At 45.7% G+C, this 19,904-nt stretch carries 19 protein-coding genes; 10 read left to right on the forward strand and 9 right to left on the reverse strand.

Annotated elements, in window-relative coordinates; all coding sequences use genetic code 11:
* The first annotated feature begins 301 nt into the window (after positions 1–301).
* Positions 302–403, forward strand: coding sequence for a hypothetical protein (locus SPIGRAPES_RS17535; RefSeq protein WP_425358208.1), 102 nt, complete (start codon positions 302–304; stop codon positions 401–403).
* Here the strand turns inward: SPIGRAPES_RS17535 and murB are convergent.
* A complete protein-coding gene (gene murB / locus SPIGRAPES_RS00535; protein WP_014268822.1) occupies positions 382–1,299 on the reverse strand; it encodes a UDP-N-acetylmuramate dehydrogenase in 918 nt (305 codons plus the stop codon). The two genes, SPIGRAPES_RS17535 and murB, sit on opposite strands and share 22 nt — an antisense overlap.
* A 51-nt stretch (positions 1,300–1,350) precedes the next feature.
* Here murB and cysS point away from each other — a divergent pair, with 51 nt between their 5' ends.
* From cysS to SPIGRAPES_RS00555, 4 genes are all read left to right on the forward strand, one after another.
* Positions 1,351–2,769: a cysteine--tRNA ligase gene (gene cysS, locus SPIGRAPES_RS00540; RefSeq protein WP_014268823.1), complete on the forward strand. Its 1,419-nt coding sequence runs from the start codon at positions 1,351–1,353 to the stop codon at positions 2,767–2,769.
* 27 nt (positions 2,770–2,796) lie between these two features.
* The gene (locus tag SPIGRAPES_RS00545; RefSeq protein WP_014268824.1) at positions 2,797–3,315 is read left to right on the forward strand and encodes an RNA polymerase sigma factor; all 519 of its coding nucleotides are present in this window, start codon (positions 2,797–2,799) and stop codon (positions 3,313–3,315) included.
* Between the two features lie 3 nt (positions 3,316–3,318).
* The gene (locus SPIGRAPES_RS00550; protein WP_014268825.1) at positions 3,319–3,852 is read left to right on the forward strand and encodes an anti-sigma factor family protein; all 534 of its coding nucleotides are present in this window, start codon (positions 3,319–3,321) and stop codon (positions 3,850–3,852) included.
* A gap of 109 nt (positions 3,853–3,961) precedes the next feature.
* Positions 3,962–6,616: a valine--tRNA ligase gene (locus tag SPIGRAPES_RS00555; RefSeq protein WP_014268826.1), complete on the forward strand. Its 2,655-nt coding sequence runs from the start codon at positions 3,962–3,964 to the stop codon at positions 6,614–6,616.
* A gap of 77 nt (positions 6,617–6,693) precedes the next feature.
* Here the strand turns inward: SPIGRAPES_RS00555 and SPIGRAPES_RS17540 are convergent, their stop codons facing one another.
* The 7 genes from SPIGRAPES_RS17540 to lon all read right to left on the reverse strand — a co-directional run bounded on the left by SPIGRAPES_RS17540 (position 6,694) and on the right by lon (position 13,153).
* A complete protein-coding gene (locus tag SPIGRAPES_RS17540) occupies positions 6,694–6,924 on the reverse strand; it encodes a VOC family protein (protein WP_425358209.1) in 231 nt (76 codons plus the stop codon).
* Positions 6,830–7,084, reverse strand: a complete 255-nt coding sequence (locus SPIGRAPES_RS17195) for a VOC family protein (protein WP_215904761.1) — start codon at positions 7,082–7,084, stop codon at positions 6,830–6,832. The genes SPIGRAPES_RS17540 and SPIGRAPES_RS17195 overlap by 95 nt, the downstream gene beginning before the upstream one ends.
* Before the next feature lie 181 nt (positions 7,085–7,265).
* The gene (locus SPIGRAPES_RS17125) at positions 7,266–7,439 is read right to left on the reverse strand and encodes a hypothetical protein (protein ID WP_014268828.1); all 174 of its coding nucleotides are present in this window, start codon (positions 7,437–7,439) and stop codon (positions 7,266–7,268) included.
* 93 nt (positions 7,440–7,532) lie between these two features.
* Complete coding sequence (locus tag SPIGRAPES_RS00565) at positions 7,533–8,678, reverse strand: glycosyltransferase family 2 protein (protein ID WP_014268829.1); 1,146 nt, start codon at positions 8,676–8,678, stop codon at positions 7,533–7,535.
* On the reverse strand, positions 8,678–9,436 hold the full coding sequence (locus tag SPIGRAPES_RS00570; RefSeq protein ID WP_014268830.1) for a hypothetical protein: 759 nt from the start codon (positions 9,434–9,436) through the stop codon (positions 8,678–8,680). The genes SPIGRAPES_RS00565 and SPIGRAPES_RS00570 overlap by 1 nt, the downstream gene beginning before the upstream one ends.
* Before the next feature lie 8 nt (positions 9,437–9,444).
* A complete protein-coding gene (locus tag SPIGRAPES_RS00575; protein ID WP_014268831.1) occupies positions 9,445–10,698 on the reverse strand; it encodes a U32 family peptidase in 1,254 nt (417 codons plus the stop codon).
* Positions 10,688–13,153, reverse strand: coding sequence for an endopeptidase La (gene lon / locus SPIGRAPES_RS00580; RefSeq protein WP_014268832.1), 2,466 nt, complete (start codon positions 13,151–13,153; stop codon positions 10,688–10,690). The genes SPIGRAPES_RS00575 and lon overlap by 11 nt, the downstream gene beginning before the upstream one ends.
* A gap of 427 nt (positions 13,154–13,580) precedes the next feature.
* Here lon and arcC point away from each other — a divergent pair, with 427 nt between their 5' ends.
* A complete protein-coding gene (gene arcC / locus SPIGRAPES_RS00585; RefSeq protein WP_014268833.1) occupies positions 13,581–14,525 on the forward strand; it encodes a carbamate kinase in 945 nt (314 codons plus the stop codon).
* The gene (locus tag SPIGRAPES_RS00590) at positions 14,515–15,075 is read left to right on the forward strand and encodes a LemA family protein (RefSeq protein ID WP_050805739.1); all 561 of its coding nucleotides are present in this window, start codon (positions 14,515–14,517) and stop codon (positions 15,073–15,075) included. Before arcC ends, SPIGRAPES_RS00590 begins: the two co-directional genes overlap by 11 nt.
* Here the strand turns inward: SPIGRAPES_RS00590 and SPIGRAPES_RS00595 are convergent.
* Entirely contained in the window at positions 15,029–16,345 is a 1,317-nt protein-coding gene (locus SPIGRAPES_RS00595; protein WP_014268835.1) for an Lnb N-terminal periplasmic domain-containing protein, read from the reverse strand. The two genes, SPIGRAPES_RS00590 and SPIGRAPES_RS00595, sit on opposite strands and share 47 nt — an antisense overlap.
* Positions 16,346–16,431: 86 nt before the next feature.
* Here SPIGRAPES_RS00595 and recO point away from each other — a divergent pair, with 86 nt between their 5' ends.
* The 3 genes from recO to rpsU all read left to right on the forward strand — a co-directional run bounded on the left by recO (position 16,432) and on the right by rpsU (position 19,693).
* Positions 16,432–17,181 (forward strand): DNA repair protein RecO, encoded by a 750-nt coding sequence (gene recO / locus SPIGRAPES_RS00600; RefSeq protein ID WP_014268836.1) that lies wholly within the window; start codon positions 16,432–16,434, stop codon positions 17,179–17,181.
* A gap of 36 nt (positions 17,182–17,217) precedes the next feature.
* Positions 17,218–19,365, forward strand: coding sequence for a single-stranded-DNA-specific exonuclease RecJ (recJ, locus tag SPIGRAPES_RS00605; RefSeq protein ID WP_014268837.1), 2,148 nt, complete (start codon positions 17,218–17,220; stop codon positions 19,363–19,365).
* Between the two features lie 118 nt (positions 19,366–19,483).
* Positions 19,484–19,693: a 30S ribosomal protein S21 gene (rpsU, locus tag SPIGRAPES_RS00610; protein WP_014268838.1), complete on the forward strand. Its 210-nt coding sequence runs from the start codon at positions 19,484–19,486 to the stop codon at positions 19,691–19,693.
* Positions 19,694–19,904 lie beyond the last annotated feature (211 nt).

A 19,904-nucleotide genomic window follows, 5' to 3' on the forward strand; every position in this document is an offset into this window, starting at 1 on the left:
ACAATACCCAGATACAGGCAAGCCTACGAAAAGAAATAGGTCCTTGGTTCCTGGAGGTTTCATCATTTGCAGAGCAAACAATCAAAAAGGATGGAAGTGTCAAGTCCCGAAGGGATCTACAGCTATCCGCGGGAAAACAGGAACCGGACCAGATTTTTGAGGTATCGGTAAAAATGAAAGGGACACGAAATAGCGGCGACAAAAGAGGCCTTGCCTTTGTCAGCGAGGCCTCGTTGAGACTCTCGGATGTACTCATTTGCTATAGGGATGCGGCATTCAGTCTTTCCCTTTCCCACGATTTTTGCATTGGACAAGGAACCTTAGGGTTTCAGATAACCCAAAGGCAAGGAGGCCGAAATGCTCTTTGTGTATCTTACAGTACTACCATCGGCCGATGAATTGAATTTCTGGCTCCAGAGTAATATGCTGCTCTTTTTGCACAACTGCCTGTATATGGGCTATCAGGTCAAAGATGTTCTGAGAGGTTGCCTTTCCATTGAAATTAGTAATAATGTTGCCATGGCGGTTGCTGATGGCAGCCCCACCAATCTGCATACCCTTCAGATTGCACTCTTCGATGAGTTTTCCTGCAACGTGTCCAGGAGGGTTTTTGAATACACAACCGAGACTGGGATTATCATACTGGCCGTCCAGTTTCCGTTTTCTCTTGGCTTCCTCTTTGCGGAGTCTGGCATCTGAGGTCTGGATAGTAGGGATGAGGCGAAAACCTGCCTCGTACATGATGAAATCCCTATGGTCGGAAAAAGGGGACTTCCTGTAGGAGAATTCGTCAGCATGGGTTTGCATCCGGTGCAGTTTGCCGTCGAGGGTCATATAATCGACATAATATAGCAAATCGCTGGTCTGTACGTTGTTTGCCCCGCTGTTGCCAAAGATTGCCCCACCGATTGTTCCCGGGATACCCCCTAGGTTTTCCAAACCGGAAAGCCCTGCCTCGATGGACCTGTCTATTGCCCGGTCGAGAGAGAGCCCACAACGGACACAGAAAAGCTCACCGGAAATATGCAGTCTGGTAAGATGCGTCGTCACAATGGTCAAACCTTCGATCCCGTTATCACTGATCAGGCAATTCGAGCCACCCCCGAGAACCGTAACCTTCATTTGCTGCTCTTCTGCATAGCTTAAAAGCGAACGCAACTCTTCGAAATCCGAAGGGTGGGCTGCGCAGTCAGCTTTACCACCGGTATGGATGGTGGTATGGTCAGAGAGAGGAACCTCATATTCCAGTAATTCTTCAAGGTTGATTTTTTCACCACTATTGCGTACATTGATAGCCATGAGGGTATCTTATCCCCTTTTATCTGGGTGGGCAACCCAAAGGAGTTTTGAATGTCTATTTCCCTCTATAATACTATGAGTCGGAGCCTGGAAGAATTCAAACCGATTAGTAAAGAAGAAGTCGGGATGTATACTTGTGGTCCAACCGTATACAATTATGCCCATATCGGGAATCTCAGGACCTATCTTTTTGAAGACCTCTTGAAGCGCACGTTGCTTCATGCAGGGTATTCGGTAAAACATGTCATGAATATCACTGATGTCGGACATCTTAGTGGAGATGGCGACGAAGGTGAGGACAAGATTGAGAAAATGGCACATAAAGTCCATAAGACAGTCTGGGAAGTTGCCGATTTCTACACGAAGGCCTTTTTCAAGGATTCTGAGGCCTTGCATATTATCAGGCCTGAAGTGGTCTGTAAGGCTACCGATCATATTTCCGATATGATTGCCTTGATCAAACGCCTTGAAGCAAGCGGGCACACCTATGTAAATGGAGGGAATGTCTATTTCAGTATTGATTCCATCCCAGACTATGGTAAATTGGCTAGGTTGGATCTATCCAGTCTCCGTACTGCCGTACGCGATGATGTAACTGATGATTCCAACAAAAAGAATAGTAAGGATTTTGTCCTTTGGTTCACGAACAGTAAGTTCGGGGATCAGGCAATGATGTGGGATTCTCCCTGGGGAAGAGGATTCCCCGGATGGCATATAGAATGTTCTGCGATGAGTATGCGCTATCTTGGTGAAGAATTTGATATCCACTGTGGTGGTATCGACGCCATTCCCGTTCATCATACGAACGAGATTGCCCAGAGTGAGGCAGCAACCGGGAAAAAATGGGTCAATTATTGGATCCATGGAGAATTCCTGCTGGATAATTCTGGTAAAATGAGTAAAAGCAAAGGGGAATTCCTTACTTTGGCTTTGCTCATTGATAAAGGGTATGACCCCATGGATTACCGCTATTTTTGCCTTGGCGGACATTACCGGAGCCAGTTGAAATTCTCTTTTGAATCACTGGATACTGCGCATACAGCACGTTCCAATGTATTCGATAGGGTCATAGCCTTAAAGAGGGAAGGGGCAAAGGAAATACCCTTGGAGAGCGAAGCTGCAAAAGCCTATGCTGCCGCCTTCGATGAACACATCAACAATGATTTGAATACTCCGCGGGCTCTTGCCGATCTTTGGGGTGTCCTAAAAGATGATACGTTGCTTTGTGATGAAAAATATACTTTGGTGCTCTATTTTGATGACCTCTTTGGGTTAGGTCTCAAAGATCTGACAGTTCCAAAAGAACATGTTGTCGACAACCCTGAAGCACTTGCCTTGCTTGAGCAGCGCACTCAAGCAAAGAAAGAAAAAAACTGGTCGCTCGCGGATTCGATTCGCCAGCAACTGGATGCGTTGGGGTTTCTTGTCAAAGATACAGCCTCTGGGCCTACTTTGGAAAAAAAGATGTAACTTGGTTACCAGTGAGTTGTTAAGGTTATGGAAATACAGAGCAACGATGAGCGTGCGTTCAAGCAGGTGTATGAGCAGGTTTTCCCGATTTTGATGCGTGTTGTGTATCATGTCACCAATAATCAGGATCTTGCGGAAGAAATTTGCCAAGAAGCATTCATCAGGTTTTTTGATAAGGGGATGGAATTTGCAACCCTTGATGATGCCAAGTATTGGCTAATCAGGGTTTCAAAGAATCTTGCCATCAACCAGGTCAAGCGGAAAGCGCGTGAACAGGGGATGGTTGAAAAGCTGAAGCGGTATCCTTCTTCGCACTCGAACAACAAGGATGGTGGACAGGTCCTCGTTGAGAAGGAAACTTGCAAGCAAGTTCAGGATGCAATTGATATGCTTCCAGAGAAATTCCGGCTTGTCATCGTGATGAAGGAGTACACTGATATGGACTATAAGCAGATTGCCCAGGTTTTGCATATTTCCGAAAGCAATGTGAAGGTAAGGGTGTACCGGGCACGGAAAATGCTTGAGTCCATCTTAAACCAGGAGTAGCCTATGTGTGTCGATGATGAATTGTTGAATACTTTTTTAGATGGTGAACTTGCAGAACCTTGGAGAACCCAGGTTGAAGAGCACTTGAGCTATTGTAGTGCCTGTAAACAACGGTTGGAGCAATTGCGGACTCTGCATGAAAAAATTGCAAGCGCAGCGCTGAGGATGGAGGATATTAAGCCAAGGCAGGACCGTGTTTTATCATATTTTGAAAAAAGCCGGTTCCCTTCCAATAAAAAAATGGGGATTTTCCGCAAAAAGATCCAGGTTAAGCTTGTCCCTGCGTTGATTACTACAGCAGCAGCCTTTGTCGTTGTATTTATAGGTGCGTTCGTATTGTTCGGGACAAATGGACAACAGACGCAGCAGATATTGCCAGGGGTCTCAACTCCTATCGACAGTGTCAATGTCAGACAGGTTTCCGATATGCAGGAGGTAACCCTCGATTCTTTCTCCCTCGAGCAAATAGTGCAACATCTCGATTCGATGGGATATGCAGTGAAACTTGAGGTAAAAGCGGTTACACCGCTTGATTAAGTATTGATTCCATTATTTTCCTCGCTTTTAGGGCTCTACAACTTACTTGTAGAGCCCTTGTGATTCTGTTACTATAGTTGCAATATTTTTCGCTGTCAGGAGGCGTATTGTGAAGGCTGTCGAATTGCCAAAGGCCTATGATCCAAAAGACTTTGAGGATCGTGTGTACGAGGTCTGGGAAAAAGAAGGAATGTTTCGACCGAACGAGGGTGAAGGCGAGGCCTTTACCATTGTCATGCCCCCTCCGAATGTTACGGGAATCCTGCATATGGGCCATGCCCTGAACAATTCCCTCCAGGATATTCTTACCAGGTATTACCGGATGACCGGCCGACCGACCCTTTGGGTCCCCGGAACCGACCATGCAGGGATTGCTACCCAGAATGTGGTAGAACGCCAGCTTGCCAAGGAAGGGTTGCGTCGTCAGGACTTGGGACGGGACAAGTTTTTGGAACGTACCTGGGCGGTCAAGGAAAAACACCACGATATAATCAAAAGCCAGCTTGAAAAAATCGGAAGCAGCTGTGACTGGGAACATGAGCGATTCACCATGGATGAAGGCCTCAGTAGGGCTGTAAGGGAATCCTTTGTTACGCTGTATGAGCGTGGCCTTATCTATAAAGGCGAATATCTGGTCAATTATTGTCCCAAATGCGGGACTGCCTTGGCCGATGACGAAGTCGAATATAAGGAATTACCTGGAAAACTATGGGATATCCGTTATCCTTACAGTGATGGGTCTGGCTATATAACCGTTGCGACTACCCGACCTGAGACCATGTTCGGGGATGTGGCTGTTGCGGTAAACCCTGATGATGAACGATATACGTCCTTGATCGGGACTATGCTCGATCTTCCCCTTACCGATCGGAAGATTCCCATCATTGCCGATAGTTTTGTCGACCTTTCCTTTGGTACCGGAATGGTAAAGATTACCCCTGCCCATGATCCTAACGACTGGCAATGTGGTAAACGGCACAATCTCCCTGCTATCAATGTGCTCAATGGTGATGGCACCCTCAATGAGAATTGCCCTGAGAAATATCGTAATCTTCCGGCTACCGATGCCCGCAAACTGGTTGTCGAGGATCTTAGGGCACTGGGTGTCTTGGGCAAGGAAGTCGAGCATAACCATGAGGTAGGACATTGCTATCGCTGTTCTACAGTCATTGAACCATACCTTTCCAACCAGTGGTTTGTCTCTATGAAGGGTATGGCTGACAAAGCCCTTGCAGCCTGGAAGAACGATGAATTCACTTTCTATCCCAGACGTTGGGAGAACACCTATTCCCATTGGCTCGAAAACATCCATGACTGGTGTATTAGCCGCCAGCTCTGGTGGGGGCATAGAATCCCGGTCTGGTATTGTGAAGATTGCGGCGAAGTGATTGTTTCCCGTGACGATGCCACCGAATGTCCGAAATGCGGTTCGAAAAACCTCAGGCAGGAAACCGATGTGCTCGATACCTGGTTCAGCTCCTGGCTCTGGCCGTTCAGCACCCTTGGCTGGCCTGACAAAACAGCAGACCTTGAGAAATTCTTCCCTACCAGTACCTTGGTTACCGGTTATGACATCATTTTCTTCTGGGTTGCCCGGATGATCATGGCATCCCTGGAATTCTTGGGTGAGGTGCCTTTCAAAGATATTTACATTACCGGTCTCGTGCGGGACAAGCAGGGTAGGAAAATGTCCAAGAGCCTCGGCAATGGCATTGATCCTTTGGAGGTCATCGACCAGTATGGTGCCGATGCAATGAAGTTTACCCTTTGCTATATGGCAACCCAAGGACAGGATATCCTTATCGATATGGATTCCTTCAGGATGGGTTCCCGTTTTGCAAACAAGATATGGAACGCCGCAAGGTTCCTGCTCATGAATCTTGAGGGGGCAAACCTCCTCGATAGTAAGGAACTTACCCTTACCACCATGGACAAATGGATTTATAACCAGCTCAACGAAGCCACTTTGAAGGTTAAGGTTGCGATGCAGGGGTATAAATTCAATGATGGGGCACAGGCTATCTATGATTTCTTCTGGAACGACTTCTGTGACTGGTATGTTGAGAGTGCAAAGCACAATCTCTATAGCGAGGACCAGGCAGTCAAGGATCGTTGTGTAACCATCCTTCTTGATTTGTTGGCCGAATCAATGCGTCTGATGCATCCTTTTGTTAGCTTTATCTCCGAGGAAATCTATCAGAAACTTCCGAACGTACATGATAGCCTGATCACCAGCCGCTATCCTGTTTTCACAGAAGAGAGGAGTTTCAAGGATGATGCTCTGATGGTATCGCGTATGCAGGAAGCAGTTACCTCACTCAGGGCTGTTCGCAGTGAATTGGGTATTCCGATCGAGAAGAAAATCCGTGTGGTTATCAAATGTGACAAAGATTTTGTTGCGAGTGATTTCTTTGCAGAAGAGAAATGCCTTATTGCTTCCTTTGTCAATGCAAGCGAATTGTTGATTGACAATGACGGTAAGACAGATGTGCAGGGAGCTTTCCCTGTTGCTGGGACAGGCTATGAATCCTATGTCTTTGTTCGAGAGGCCATAGACCTTGAAAAGGAAATAGATCGTCTGAAATCTGACTTGCAGAAAAATACGGCTAGCCTTGAAGGTGTGTTGAAGAAACTCTCCAATGAGAAATTCCTGAACAACGCCAAGGAAGAGGCAATTGCCAAGGAGCAGGGCAAGAAGGCCGAATTTGAAGAGAAGATCGAGAAAGGCAATAAACACCTTGCCTTGCTTAAGTCCTTCCTCTAAAGACTTTTTTCTACAGTTTCTGGAAAAATGGCCTGTCTCCGGTAGGGGGCAGGCCATTTCAATACAAAAACTACGTATTAGGTAATTTCTGCAAAAATTTCATGTATATTGCCATCTGGGTCTGCAAACAGTGCTGTTCTTTGATTCCAAGGCATGTTTTGTGGTTCGCGAATAGAAGTTGCTCCTTTTGAGATTATCATCGTAAACGATTCATCAACATCGTTTACGATTTTCACAGGGGAAAGCAAGTTCAAAGCTCTGTCCAAATGACGCTTTCCTATATTCACTGCTATAGGCATACATAACATCTCTCATACAAATTGCAAATCTTGCTCCATCGTTTTCAAATTCAACATACTTGCCAAGGTCATTTTCAATGGTAAATCCGAGTACTTGATTATAGAAATTTTTCATTTTATCAATAGTATTTGTCCAAATCGTAATAAGATTGATTTGAGCTTTCATCATAGAGTATTCCTTGTTCTTCTTGACTAGTTTGTGAACCTAAGGTAAAAACTTCTTCTCAAGTTGCTAGTATCTGTTCTTTCTGATGCAATAGCTATGTAAAAAAAATCATTCAAACTAAAAGCAATGTCCAGTACAAAAAAAGCGCCCCATGCGGGACGCCATTAAACTTGAAGCATAAGTACTATTCAGTCTTTTCGTCCTGAATTTCCTTTCTTCTTTCTTTACAAAGCTTAGCAATTTCGGCCAGTGCCTTACGGGCTCTAGCTGCCGATACCTTTATACCTTTCTCAGAAAACTTCTGGTTTTCTGCAAGGTAGGTTTCATACTGTGCAACGATTTGCTCGTGAATAGTCATGGAATCCTCCGTTGGTCTAGGTTACCTTATTCTACCATGCTTTTTATTTAGTGCAAGAGATAAACTCAAAATAAACGCCCCAAATGCTGTTTATTATGTTATTTTTCTGTCTTTCCATACAAAACCTTTTCCGCTAACCCTCAGATAATACCCGTGAATATACATACTGACTACAAAAAGGAATGACAGTGGGCCCATGATGGCTACCTTAAAGGGATATCCATGGAACAAGGCCATCCTGATCCATGAGCCAAACAGGAGAAACGAACCTACCAAAGCAAGGGTTCCTGGTAACAATACAGCCGGATTGTCTTTGGAAATTACAAGCAGGACAGCTGAAAAGGGAAGTGAAAAAGCACATCCAATAAGCAGCATTGCTGCAACGAATATCGCGAAAAACATTGGTACCGATTGTTTGATTACCCCCGTTATGCTTCTTTCCGTACCTTTGAAAGAATCTTTGAACGAAGTATACATGGTACAGGATACATTGTTTTTTAAATCGGCAAACATCTGTTTATGGCCGTTTCTCGCAAAAGTACGGGCAAGCATGACATCATCGCAAATTACGTTTTTCATGGTAGAAAATCCGCCAATGGCAATAAGGGCAGATTTTCGAATGAACAGATATTGTCCGATGGCCATGGAAAATCCTGGAAATTGTAATTTTTCCTGCAGTTTTATGGGCAGATAGAGCACGGTATTCAATATCATTACACTGATGAGTGTCCATGTGAATATTCCTGTGCTTCTCTGCAGGGGATAGCCACTCAACAGGGAAGCCTTATGCTTGACCAGTACGTTCAAGCCGAACTGGACACTATGTATTCCATGAACCGTATCACAATCGGTAAACAACAGGAATTCACCTTTGCTTTCTTCAAAGAGCTGTTGCATCGCAAAGAGTTTTCCCCTCCATCCATCGTTTAGCTCCCTTCCTCTGATATATCGTACACGCGTATCTTCTTTTTGCAGGGCAAGGACTTTATCAGCCGTCCCATCAGTTGAATTATCATCAAGTACAAGGATTTCCAGGTTTGTGTAGCTTTGTTCCATCATGGATCTGACACATTGTTCAATCGTTGTTTCTTCGTTCCTGGCTGGAATGACGATACTTATAAAAGGGGACAATTCTGTTTTTTCAGTTGCATTGAGCTGTATGAGCCTTTTTTTATTTGTAGTGGAGAGTATGGCTGCATAGCATCCTACTAGCAAAAGTATGAATGAGAATATAAGCATCAGTTTGTTTTCTCCAATTCTGCAAGATATTCATCAAGCATATTGTCTAAACCATAGAGTGCTTTTGCTGCTTTCAGGTAGCCTGAGGCATTACCAAGATCACCAAGTTTGTAACAGGCTATTCCTATTCCGCTATATACGTTGGCAAGGTCCCATTTCGCAAGGGAATCCTTTTTTTGTCGTAGTACTTCCAAAAACATAGATAAGGCTTCCTTGATACTGTTTTGGGATATGGATGGTGAGTATAACATACTGTTCGCCTTTAAAAGAATTGCCGTCGTCTCCGTTGGAAAGTTTGTATAGGCTTTTCCTATCAGCTTGGAACTTGCAATTCCCCGGGAAAGGTTTAAGGAGCTAATCAGATACCATATGCCATTGATATCTGCGAGTGCACAATACGAGTAGAGAGTGTCTTTGCCCAAAGTGCCGGCCTTTGTTTCAGCTTCCCCCAGCAATTCCTTGGCATAAGGAATTTGCTTGGGTTCGACCTCTATACACATCCTAGCCAGCGCAGTATCTGCTTTGATTTCCAGCACCACGCGTTGTGTTGCGTCAAGGGAAGAGGAAGGCATTGCCAGGATCTCTGATCTGATCTGTTTTGCTTGTTCGAAATTGCCTGTGTTTTTCGTTTCTTCCAACAACTGTGAATACAGCGGGATACCTTGGAGAAACGCATAGCTGTCCGTAACAGTCTGTGCTGCTGAGGTATGCAGGACAAGGAAAACAAACAGCAAAACAAAGGCAATTGTCTTTCGCATACTACCTCTTATTTTCCGATTTCACGGCGAATGATATATCCTTTTTTTACCGGTAGTTCTGTTTTCAAGTACTGGACTTTACAATGGTCAGCCTGAAAAACTTCCTGGAACTTTTCATCTAGCAGGATAAAGTCGGAGTCTTCAAGTTTCAAGACATCGTTACCTATATATTCAAGGGTTTGTCCGACCTTGATTTGGTTTCGTAAATCCATCGACCAGACATGTTCTTGTACTTCCTCGTTTATAAAGCCACAGAATAGGTAGTCCCGAAGGTATCCTGACTGGGTGCTTGTATCTATGGATTCTCCCATTGCAGGGTCAACAGGTCCATGTCCATAGAAGAAACCTGTAGAATACTCACGATGGCTGATATTCATCAGGTCATCCCGATATTCCATCCAGCTAGCATCACCGGTTTCCAGGGCTTCCATCGCTTTCTTGTAGGCACGGGTGACTACCGCTACATAGTAGGGGCTTTTCATACGGCCTTCAATTTTCAATGAATCGATCCCTGCATCTACAAGGTCTTTGACATGGTCGATCATGCAAAGATCCTTGGAAGAAAGGATAGTCGTATACCCATCCTGCTCACTGATAGGATAGTAGACCCCGGGTCGCTGTTTCTCTTCCAAGGCAAGGTTCCCGCTTTGCAATAGCTGGTAATCCCAGCGACAAGTATGGGAACAATCCCCTTGGTTGCCACTTCGTCCAGTAAGGAAACTGGAAAGAAGGCAACGACCGGAGTATGCCATACACATAGCCCCGTGCACGAAGGTTTCCAATTGCAGATCGGGAACAGCATCCTTAATCTTCCTGATTTCAGAAAGGGAGGTCTCACGTCCTAAAATAACCCGGGAAAAGCCTAGGGACCGATACACCGAAGCACTGCTACTGTTCATGCAACTGGCCTGGGTAGAAAGATGAAGCTCTACCGAATCGCCGAATGCCTCGCGTATGATCGGGACCAGCCCAATATCACTGATTATGAATGCATCGAAAGGCCATTTTTTGATTTCAGGTATCTGTTGTTTCAAGTCTTGGATCTGGTCCTCATGAAACAGGATATTCATGGCACAGTAGAGTTTTTTTCCGGTTTTTTGCTTTAAAGCAACAACTTTGGCAAGGTCTCCCTCACCAAAGTTATGTGCATTTGCCCGAAGGGAAAAATCTGAAAGCCCCATATAGGCTGCATCTGCGCCGTAATCGAAAGCCACGGCCAGCTTTTCAAAGTTTCCGGCCGGGCTCAGTAGCTCAACGCTCACGCAGAACCTCCCCGACAGCCTTGGCAACTGCCGCGGATATCGAAGCCAACTCACTGGTATTGATACCAGGTTGTTCAATTGGTTCCATTGCAACCCGCTCGTTATCCTTGGGGAAGGCATGGGTCAGGACTTCTTCAATGTTACCGACAAGATGGAAGGTAATTCCTTCCTTGACTGTAGCATCGAGTTTATCCAGGTCACGTTTGTTGAACTGGGGTATAAGGATGGTGTCAATCTTGTTTCTCCTGGCAGCGAGGACTTTCTCCTTCAATCCTCCGATCGGCATGACTTTGCCCTTAAGCGAAAGTTCACCGGTCATTGCAAGGTTTTCCTTGATTATCTGGTTGGTTACCAATGAGTACAGGGCGACAGTCATGGTTACTCCTGCTGAGGGGCCATCCTTAGGGGTAGCACCTTCGGGAACATGGAGATGGATTGAGTTGTTCTCAAACCAGGACTTATCAATCTTGTGCTCCTTCGCATGGGCTTTAATCCAGGTATAGGCAATGTTTACCGATTCCTGCATCACATCCCCAAGCTGACCGGTCAGTTTCAAATCGCCCTTGCCAGGGACATTCTGGGCTTCGATGATAAGTGTGTCACCACCCATGCTCGTCCAGGCCAACCCGATTGCCATACCCGGTTTGTCTGCCTTGAGGATCTCATCCTCGACGAAGACAGGCTGGCCCAAAAACAGTTCAAGGTTCTCGTTGTCAATGACAACGGGAAGTTTGGTATCGGGATTTTCTTCAATCATAAGGGCAACCTTTCGATTGATCTTATGCAACGATTTTTCGAAATTCCTGACTCCCGCTTCCCTGGCATATTCGTCAGCTATTTTGCGTAGGATGGCTGGGGAATACTTAATCTCTGCTTTGGTGAGGCCATGTTTCTCCAAGGATTTGGGAACAAGGTACTTTTTCCCGATGGCGAGTTTCTCGTCACTGGTATAACCGGATAGTTCAATAATTTCCATACGGTCGAGCAACGGTCTGGGAATGGTTTCCAGAGTGTTTGCCGTACAGATGAAAAGGATCTCAGAAGCATCGAAGGGGAGATCGAGGTAATTGTCCCTGAACGTGGTGTTCTGCTCAGGGTCGAGAACCTCGAGCAAGGCACTGGCTGGGTCGCCCTGATAGGATACCCCCATCTTGTCGATTTCATCGATGAGGAATACAGGGTTTTTCGTCTTGGTTATCCTAAGACCCTGGATAATCTTTCCGGGCATTGCCCCGATATAAGTTCGCCGATGGCCTTTTATCTCGCTTTCGTCATTCATGCCGCCAACCGAGAAACGGAAATATTGCTTTTTCAGGGCACGGGCAATGGAGATTCCAACACTTGTCTTACCGACTCCCGGAGGGCCGACAAGGCAGATGATCGAGCCTTTTGTATCTTTTTTCTTTTTGCGGACTGCAAGGAACTCAAGGATTCTGTCTTTGACTTCTTTTAGTCCATAATGGTCATGTTCGAGTATTTTCCTGGCAGATTCTATGCTGAAATTCTCGCTCTTCGGTTCTTTCCAGGGAAGGTCGGAGATGATTTCAAGATAGGTTCTGCTAATAGAATATTCGGGGCTGCTTGGATCCATTGCCTCAAGGCGTGCCATCTCCCTGCTTACCGTTTCCTCGGCTTCCTGGGGGAGGGGAAGACCCTTGAACTTGTTTTTGAGGCGATTGATCAATTCAACCTTGGGGTTGGTTGTCATTCCGAGTTCGGCCTGAATGCTTTTTAACTCTTCCCTCAAAAAATATTCTCGTTGGTTTTTCTCGATCTTCTGATTGACCCTAGCCTGGATTTTTTCCTGCACAAGGGCGATGTTCTGCTCGTTTTTGATGAAGACCAATACTTTTTCAATACGTTTGCGAACGACCAGGGTCTCAAGGATTCCCTGTTGTTCTTTTCTTTCGACGTTGAGGATGCTTGAAATAAAATCAGCGAGTTTGCCCGGATGGTCGATATTTACCATATTCAACCGCATCTCTTCACTGAAGAGCTGATTGTTTTTGGTTAATTGTTTCATTTCCGTAAGCAGAAGTCTGGTCCAGGCACGTAACTCTTCCGGTTCGTCCTCGATGTCTTCAAGATAGGAAACCTCGGCCACCAGATAGGGGCCGCTAGGGTAGTATTGTTTGGTTTCAAACCTCTTGAGAGTAGATATGAAAATACTGATCCCGCCGTCAGGGAGTTTTATTTTCTTTACGATTTTGGCGACGGTTCCCACTGTATACAGATTATCCTTGGTATATTCCTCTTGTTCCAATTCGTCTCTGACCAAGAGAAGGCCAAGGTAACCGCCATGCTTGATAGCCTGGTTTACGATATCGACATCCTGGTTATCCGTGATCATCAGGGGTGTGAACAATCCGGGGAATACGGGATTGCCCGTTACCGGAAGGATAAACAAATTATTGGGAAGCAGTTGCTCGATGGGCATGAGTTCCTGTTCAGACATAGCGCCTCCGTTAAATAAAAGTAAAATGGAAGGGTTCTTTGCCCCTCCACCATAAAAGTAATCAAACTTTGCAAGGAAGGAAAGTATCTAATCCTCTTCTCTTAGCCATTTGACTCCAAGTTAGCATAAAGGGGTATCAAGGAGTGCGAAAAAACCTTGAAAAACAAATAAGGAAGTAAAAGTCATACTAGCAAAATAGAGGGCAAACAAACACATTTCTTTCGTATCAAGACCCAATGCTCTTCTCATGTTCTCCCCATATCCGCTCGAGTCTATACGAAATACAGGGGTATGGTCAAATGGACGTACCTGTAAGAAACCTAAATCAACTGAGAGAGAAAAAGTGTTGCAATTTGTTGCATTTGTGGTATGATAGGGTTACTGAAGAAGTAAAAAGAAGAAACGTACCAAGGAAGGAAATATAGCTATGGATAGCAAGCTGATTGTCATCGCCATTGGCGGAAACTCATTGATTGAGGATGCAAAACATGTAACGGTTTCAGCCCAATATGAGGCTGCAAGAAAAACAGCAGAACACATTGTCAAGCTCGTCAAGGCTGGACACAGGGTGGTTATTGCACACGGTAATGGGCCTCAGGTAGGGTTTATCCTGCTCCGTGCTGAGTTTTCCCGTTCAATCTTGCATACTGTTCCCCTGGATAGCTGCGTAGCCGATACCCAGGGTGCAATAGGGTATCAGTTGCAGATGGCTTTGGATAACGAATTCAACAAGGCAGGGCTTCACCCCTCGGTTGCAACCGTCGTTACCCAGGTAGAAGTATCGGACAATGATCCTTCTTTCCAGAAGCCCTCAAAACCTATTGGGTCCTTCATGACCAGTGAGGATGCAAATTACCACAAGGAACATGACAAATGGGAAGTTGTTGAGGATGCCGGCCGTGGGTATCGTCGCGTCGTTGCAAGTCCCAAGCCGAAGGCAATTGTTGAAATCGATACGATCAAGACTTTGCTTGATAACAATATCATCGTCATTGCCGGAGGTGGTGGTGGCATTCCCGTGGTACGCGACGAGGATGGTTATCTGCATGGACGCGAAGCCGTAATAGACAAGGATCTTGCAGCAGCTTTAATGGCCAAACAGTTGAAAGCAGATCTCTTTGTCATTTCCACTGCAGTCGAGAAAGTATGCCTCAACTACGGCAAACCCAACCAGAAGACGCTCGATACAGTAACCATCGCAGAGGCTGAACAGTACATCAGCGAAGGCCATTTTGCCCCGGGAAGTATGCTTCCCAAGGTTCAGGCAATCGTTGATTTTGTTAAATCGACAGGTAATACCGGTCTGATTACCGATCCCGAGCACATCTATGGTGCCCTATACGAGGGAAAGGGAACGAAGATTGTCCTCTAAAAAGCCCTATTTTCCAAACCTCCGCAGTGCTGTAATCAGCATTGCGGTTGTTTGTGTACTTTTGGTACTGGCTGTGCTTGTCATTGACCGTTCGACTGTCATGCGGTTGAACCGATATATGGCGAAGGTTGAGACTGCCAGAGAAGATGCAATCGAGCAAATCGATCTTCGCTTTTCCTACGCTGGGAAATTATCCATTCTGATGAGCAAAGGGGAGCTTGGCGCTCCCTTATCAGCAGCGGTTTCACTGTATGCACCCCAAATGGATATTGAAGGGTTAAGCTTGGCCTACAATTCACTGGACAGTGTTTTGTCGAATCTCCAGAAACAAATATACCAGGAACCGGATTACCTTTTGTATCTTGCCTATTTTGAAAAACTATATGACTGTGAAACGGCCTTAACCCAGGCAGTTCTGACCTATAATGGTGAATCTGAGAATTTCAACAGACAGATTTCCGCGTTCCCGGCAAAATTCATTGCCAAACGGCTGGGAATGGAGCCTATGGTTCCTTTCTCAATTGCAAAGGCTTTGAAAAGCCGTCCTTGACAAACCCGACCAAATAGAAAGGTGTAAGTAGCAGGATGATGTTTAGATTATCCTGGATACATAGGGCTGGGAAAAGTCCCTTTGCAATGACTAGGAGCACAATAAGGATTGAAAAGATTCTATAGGTCTTCAATACCGGTTCTGCTCCTTTTTTCTTAGATATGGCTAAACCAAAGCTTTTGAAACAGGCATAGAAAAGCAGCGGATTGATAAATACTATGTTCTCATTGAACCACGTCATGTCCATGTTTGAAAGAGTCATCATACCAAGAAGCAAGGTACCAAGCACAGATAGGATGAGCAGTACGGTTCCATTGAGCAGGGCCCAGAGTTTTCTTTTCCCCCTTCGTAACAAAATCAGGCTCAAGAGACCCAGCCCTACTCCTGCAAGGGCAAAATAGCCGTCGTCGCTGACATTTTTGGGGGAGGGGACGAAACGAATATTCAATCCTGCAGTATCATTCAGGACAGACGTATTTTGGCTAAGGGGAGTTCCGTCTGCATAGGAAAAATCGAGAACCGAATGGTAAAGGCTGTCAGGAAGGAACATTTCATCATAACGGTCCACTGGTTTGTCTACCGTATGACCCTGGAGAAAATCAAGGAACAATTGGGTTGCCTTGTTATGGGAAATGCTTCTGTCAGCAAGGGACCGGTAGGTTCCCCCTGCATCTTGGCTCTCAGCCCAGGTCCTGAATTGGTTTTGAGTCGCTGCATTGATGATGTCTCTCAGACGTGTTGCGCAATTATCCCTGTAGAAATGGTATAAATAGGTGTTGTTTCCTTCTTTCGTGTTGTTTTGTAGGAAACGAACAGTTGTAAACTTTGCTTCATCGGACAGGTTTAAATCTGTCCAATAGACATCGCGGTTCTCTGCGATTGCATCTTCGATTCTCCAGTCCGCCCCACTTGCAAAAACAGAATACAGCATCCTTCCTCTTGCGAAATTCAAGTAGAAATGCTTTTGGCTGGTGTCGAAGATACCGTAATCATACATGACCTTCTGTCCATTTGGTTGGGAAACAACCAGGGCGCTGTGTCCAAACCAGGCATAGAGGGGGTCTCCTGGGCCAATCGTGACCAGGCTGATAGTACAATCCTGTATCCAATCGCTTTGATTTTGGGCCAAAGGCTTGGAAAAATCCATTTTGGAAAGCTCAAGTTCGCTGTCGAAAGGTTGATCGTTGCTTACATTGGGCATAATGCTGAAAGAAAATGCCTGCATTGTTAGGCAGACAAGGAAAACCATTACCATGATTCGACGTTTCATGGTGGGAAGAATATCACAGCAAGACGATTCTTCCAACCAGTTGACGTTTTGTCTTGTTACAACTAATCTCAAAAAGTGGAGGCTACATGGAACGAAACGTATCGTCCTTGGCAATTGTGGTCCATAGCCAACGGTACGGGCAACTGCACCGTAAGTTGAAATTGCTTACTGTTGATTTTGGTTTGATCGATGTCGTTTCCTATGGGGCCCGGAAATCTGTGAAAGCTGTGAAGGCCGAGGTCTTTGTCGATGGCCAGTTCTTCCTTTATTATAATCCTGTAAAGAAAAGCTATACACTTTCCGATGTCCAGGTAGTAGCTACCCATGATGAAATTCGCTCCGACCTTGGTGCTACTTATGCCGCTTTGTTTTTTTGCGAGATGATCATGAAGACCCATGGGGGTGATAGTCCCCAGCAATATGATTTGATGAGCAAGGCTTTGGATATGCTCGTCTCTCACAGGATGCTTGCAAACCGGATTCTCATCCAGTTTGTCTGGAAGCTTATTGCTATTTGTGGTCTCCAGTCGGGCTTGGAACGTTGCCCCATATGTGACCGGTTATATGAAAGCAATGAAATTCTTTCGTTCAATGCACAATTGTCTGCCCCTTGTTGCAGTGATTGTGCTACATTGGATTCAGCGATGATGCTTCCTCCCGGTGCGAGGAAATATCTGAGTGTAACTGCTTCCATGGATTTTGTATCCGCTGTTTTTGTTGCATTGAGCGATACCGCTACCTTGCGAATCAAGAACTATCTGTTGAGGTATGCTGCCATCGTAAGCGGTGGCGCCCTCAAAACCCTCAGTGGAGGTCTGTTGCAAACAGAGCTCTGAAGTGTTTTTGCATATTTATTGTAAGGTTGTATATATATGTTTTGGAAAAAAAGTCCGGTTTCTTCACGGGATGTCAAGCGCCTGCACGAGCAGTATGGCGTTGACTTGTTGTGTTCTTCAATTCTTGCTCGTCGTGGCCAGACCGAAAGCGAGCAGATTAAGTTTTTTCTTGAAAATGAATTGACGTTTCTGCATAATCCGTTCCTGTTCGACGATATGGAAGAGGTAGTCGACCGTCTCAATGTTGCCGTCGCCGAGGGTGAAAAAATCCGGGTTTTCGGTGACCGCGATGTTGATGGAATAACGAGTACTGTGCTTATGGTGCAGGAATTCCAGAGACTGGGGGTAGAGGTTTCCTACAAGCTTCCTGATGGGGATGAACCGTACGGTATGACCATCGATGGCGTTGAAGCTGCCGCTGCAGACGGGATTACCCTCATCGTAACGGTAGACTGCGGCATTTCTAACAATGCTGAAATTGCCCATGCGAGGTCATTGGGAATAGACACCATAGTACTTGATCACCATATCAGTGGCGAAGAACTCCCCCCCGCGCTTGCAATTATTGACCCGAAGGTTCCCGGCTGCGGGTATCCGTTCAGTCACCTCGCAGGTTGTGGGGTAGCGGCAAAGGTAATTTGGGCGCTACGGTTCAGCCAGACTGATTTTTATCACGAGGACTGCATTCTTTTACATGCACAACCGGGTCATGATACGGTCATTATCCAGGCTATCCGGGTGGAGAACCTTCTCGAGATTGACCGGGTGATCGAGGAGATTAACCCAGGGTTGCTTTCTCCTTCACAGAGCAAGGCACTTAAGTTCCTTTCCTGTGATGTGCCCATACTTGTGCTCGATGCTCCCTCTGAACTGGCCCAGTTGAGACTCGCTTTTGGCAAGGCTGTCGACATCCATTTGGTCGATATGCGTTCACAGATGGAAAATGTCATGCCGGTTATCAAGGGGAAAAGCCTTTTTGCACTCTCCAATATGAGCAGGGCGATGAAGTATAGCGTGCATGGCCGGGATGAGCTTCAGGTTCTCTATACGCTTTTTATCGCCTATTGCATGAAAAAGTATCCTCTTCTCGATACCGGTTATGAATCGATTCTCGACTTGGTTGCCATTGGTACCATTGCAGACTTGATGCCCATGGAAGACGAGAATAGGTTACTGGTTAAAAGAGGCCTGAAGGTATTGACTGCAGGGACGCGTCAAGCTCTCTTGCCCCTTTTCTCCATGCAGAACCTCGTTGGGAAGCAACTTTCTACCAGTGATCTCTCCTGGCAGATTTCCCCTATCATAAACGCAAGCGGACGGATGGGAAAACCCTCGGTTGCTGCCGACATGCTTTTGTCCCCCGACCTTTCCCATGCTGAGCAGTTGGCAGGGGAGTTGGTCAGGTTGAACAAGGAGCGTCAGAAACTGGGGGAGGAAGCCTGGGACAGAATGCTGCCCATGGCAAAGGAAAGCTTTGAGAGTACTGGTTCAAAACTGGTGGTGGTCGAGGATTCTTCTCTTTCCCGCGGAATTACGGGGGTTATGGCAAGCAGGCTGCTCAAGCAGTTCAATGCGCCGTCTCTGGTGTTGGCGACGGTAGGAGGATCCAGGGTATCAGCTTCCATGCGGAGCCCCGATGATTTCAATGTCCGTGAATTCCTTTCGCTTTTCAGCGATTTGTTCCTTGATTACGGTGGCCATGTCTGTGCCGGTGGATTCTCGATGGATCTGAAAAACCTTCCTGTTTTCAAGAAACGGGTTATGGAGGAAATCGACCAGATGGATTGTCTGGAAGCTGAAGGCGAGACTGTCTCGATCGACTGCACGCTTCCCCAGGCTTACATGACTCCCGATATTATCAAGGTTGTTGAGTTCTTTGAGCCGTATGGCGAAAAGAATCCCCCGCTGGTTTTATTGATGGAAGGGGCTGTTATTGAAGATATTCAGTTTATGAACAATAACAAGGGGGGAGCGCAACACGTGCGCCTTACGATTGCTTTCGGCCAGTACAAATGGCCGGCGTTGTATTGGAAAGCAGGGGAGAGGGTAGGAAGGGACTTTGACAAAGACTCTGTGGTAGATATCGCTTTTCGTCTCGGGAGAAACTATTTTCGCAACCAATCGACTTTGCAACTGACAGTGATCGACCTTAAGACTGAAGCGGATAAACTTTCTGGAAAATAAGATAGAGGAAGGTGTTCCTTGCGATATTTGGCTTGAAATACTTGACAGAGACGGTTGTTTTCGGCAAGCTGATTAAGCATTTTAGACCCAGTGATCGGGAAGGGGGGTGAGAATTAATATGGCATACGTAAAAGTAGATGACAATGAACCTTTGGAAAAATCAATCAAGCGTTTCAAGCGCATGGTCGAGAAAGAAGGCATCATCCGCGAATGGAAGAAGCGGGAGTACTTTGAAAAGCCCTCCACTATCCTTAACAGGAAGAAAAAAGCTCTTGCACGCAAGCAGATGAAAAAGGTGCGCAAGTTGCACGTTTCAAAGAGTTACTAAAACAACAGTACCGCCGGATTTGCTTCGGCGGTATATTTTTTGTCCGAATTTTCATGTACTTTTCATTTGTTGGCAATCAATTCTGTTTATACAGTAACATTTAATAGATATTTTTATAAATACGTAAATTTTTATAAATAAAATTAGACAAGAGCCTCTTTTTTGTGTACAATCTTGAGAAGAAGATATGTAATCATGGGCTTGATTCCAT

The sequence above is a fragment of the Sphaerochaeta pleomorpha str. Grapes genome (assembly GCF_000236685.1).
Classification (GTDB): Bacteria; Spirochaetota; Spirochaetia; order Sphaerochaetales; family Sphaerochaetaceae; genus Sphaerochaeta; species Sphaerochaeta pleomorpha.

Coding starts and splice junctions, on each gene's coding strand:
- recO (WP_014268836.1), top strand. CDS start 16,432: ATGGAACGAAACGTATCGTCCTTGGCAATTGTGGTCCATAGCCAACGG.
- SPIGRAPES_RS17540 (WP_425358209.1), bottom strand. CDS start 6,924: ATGTTATGTATGCCTATAGCAGTGAATATAGGAAAGCGTCATTTGGAC.
- lon (WP_014268832.1), bottom strand. CDS start 13,153: ATGTCTGAACAGGAACTCATGCCCATCGAGCAACTGCTTCCCAATAAT.
- SPIGRAPES_RS17195 (WP_215904761.1), bottom strand. CDS start 7,084: ATGATGAAAGCTCAAATCAATCTTATTACGATTTGGACAAATACTATT.
- cysS (WP_014268823.1), top strand. CDS start 1,351: ATGTCTATTTCCCTCTATAATACTATGAGTCGGAGCCTGGAAGAATTC.
- SPIGRAPES_RS00595 (WP_014268835.1), bottom strand. CDS start 16,345: ATGAAACGTCGAATCATGGTAATGGTTTTCCTTGTCTGCCTAACAATG.
- recJ (WP_014268837.1), top strand. CDS start 17,218: ATGTTTTGGAAAAAAAGTCCGGTTTCTTCACGGGATGTCAAGCGCCTG.
- SPIGRAPES_RS00550 (WP_014268825.1), top strand. CDS start 3,319: ATGTGTGTCGATGATGAATTGTTGAATACTTTTTTAGATGGTGAACTT.
- SPIGRAPES_RS17125 (WP_014268828.1), bottom strand. CDS start 7,439: ATGACTATTCACGAGCAAATCGTTGCACAGTATGAAACCTACCTTGCA.
- SPIGRAPES_RS00570 (WP_014268830.1), bottom strand. CDS start 9,436: ATGCGAAAGACAATTGCCTTTGTTTTGCTGTTTGTTTTCCTTGTCCTG.
- SPIGRAPES_RS00565 (WP_014268829.1), bottom strand. CDS start 8,678: ATGCTTATATTCTCATTCATACTTTTGCTAGTAGGATGCTATGCAGCC.
- SPIGRAPES_RS00545 (WP_014268824.1), top strand. CDS start 2,797: ATGGAAATACAGAGCAACGATGAGCGTGCGTTCAAGCAGGTGTATGAG.
- rpsU (WP_014268838.1), top strand. CDS start 19,484: ATGGCATACGTAAAAGTAGATGACAATGAACCTTTGGAAAAATCAATC.
- arcC (WP_014268833.1), top strand. CDS start 13,581: ATGGATAGCAAGCTGATTGTCATCGCCATTGGCGGAAACTCATTGATT.
- murB (WP_014268822.1), bottom strand. CDS start 1,299: ATGGCTATCAATGTACGCAATAGTGGTGAAAAAATCAACCTTGAAGAA.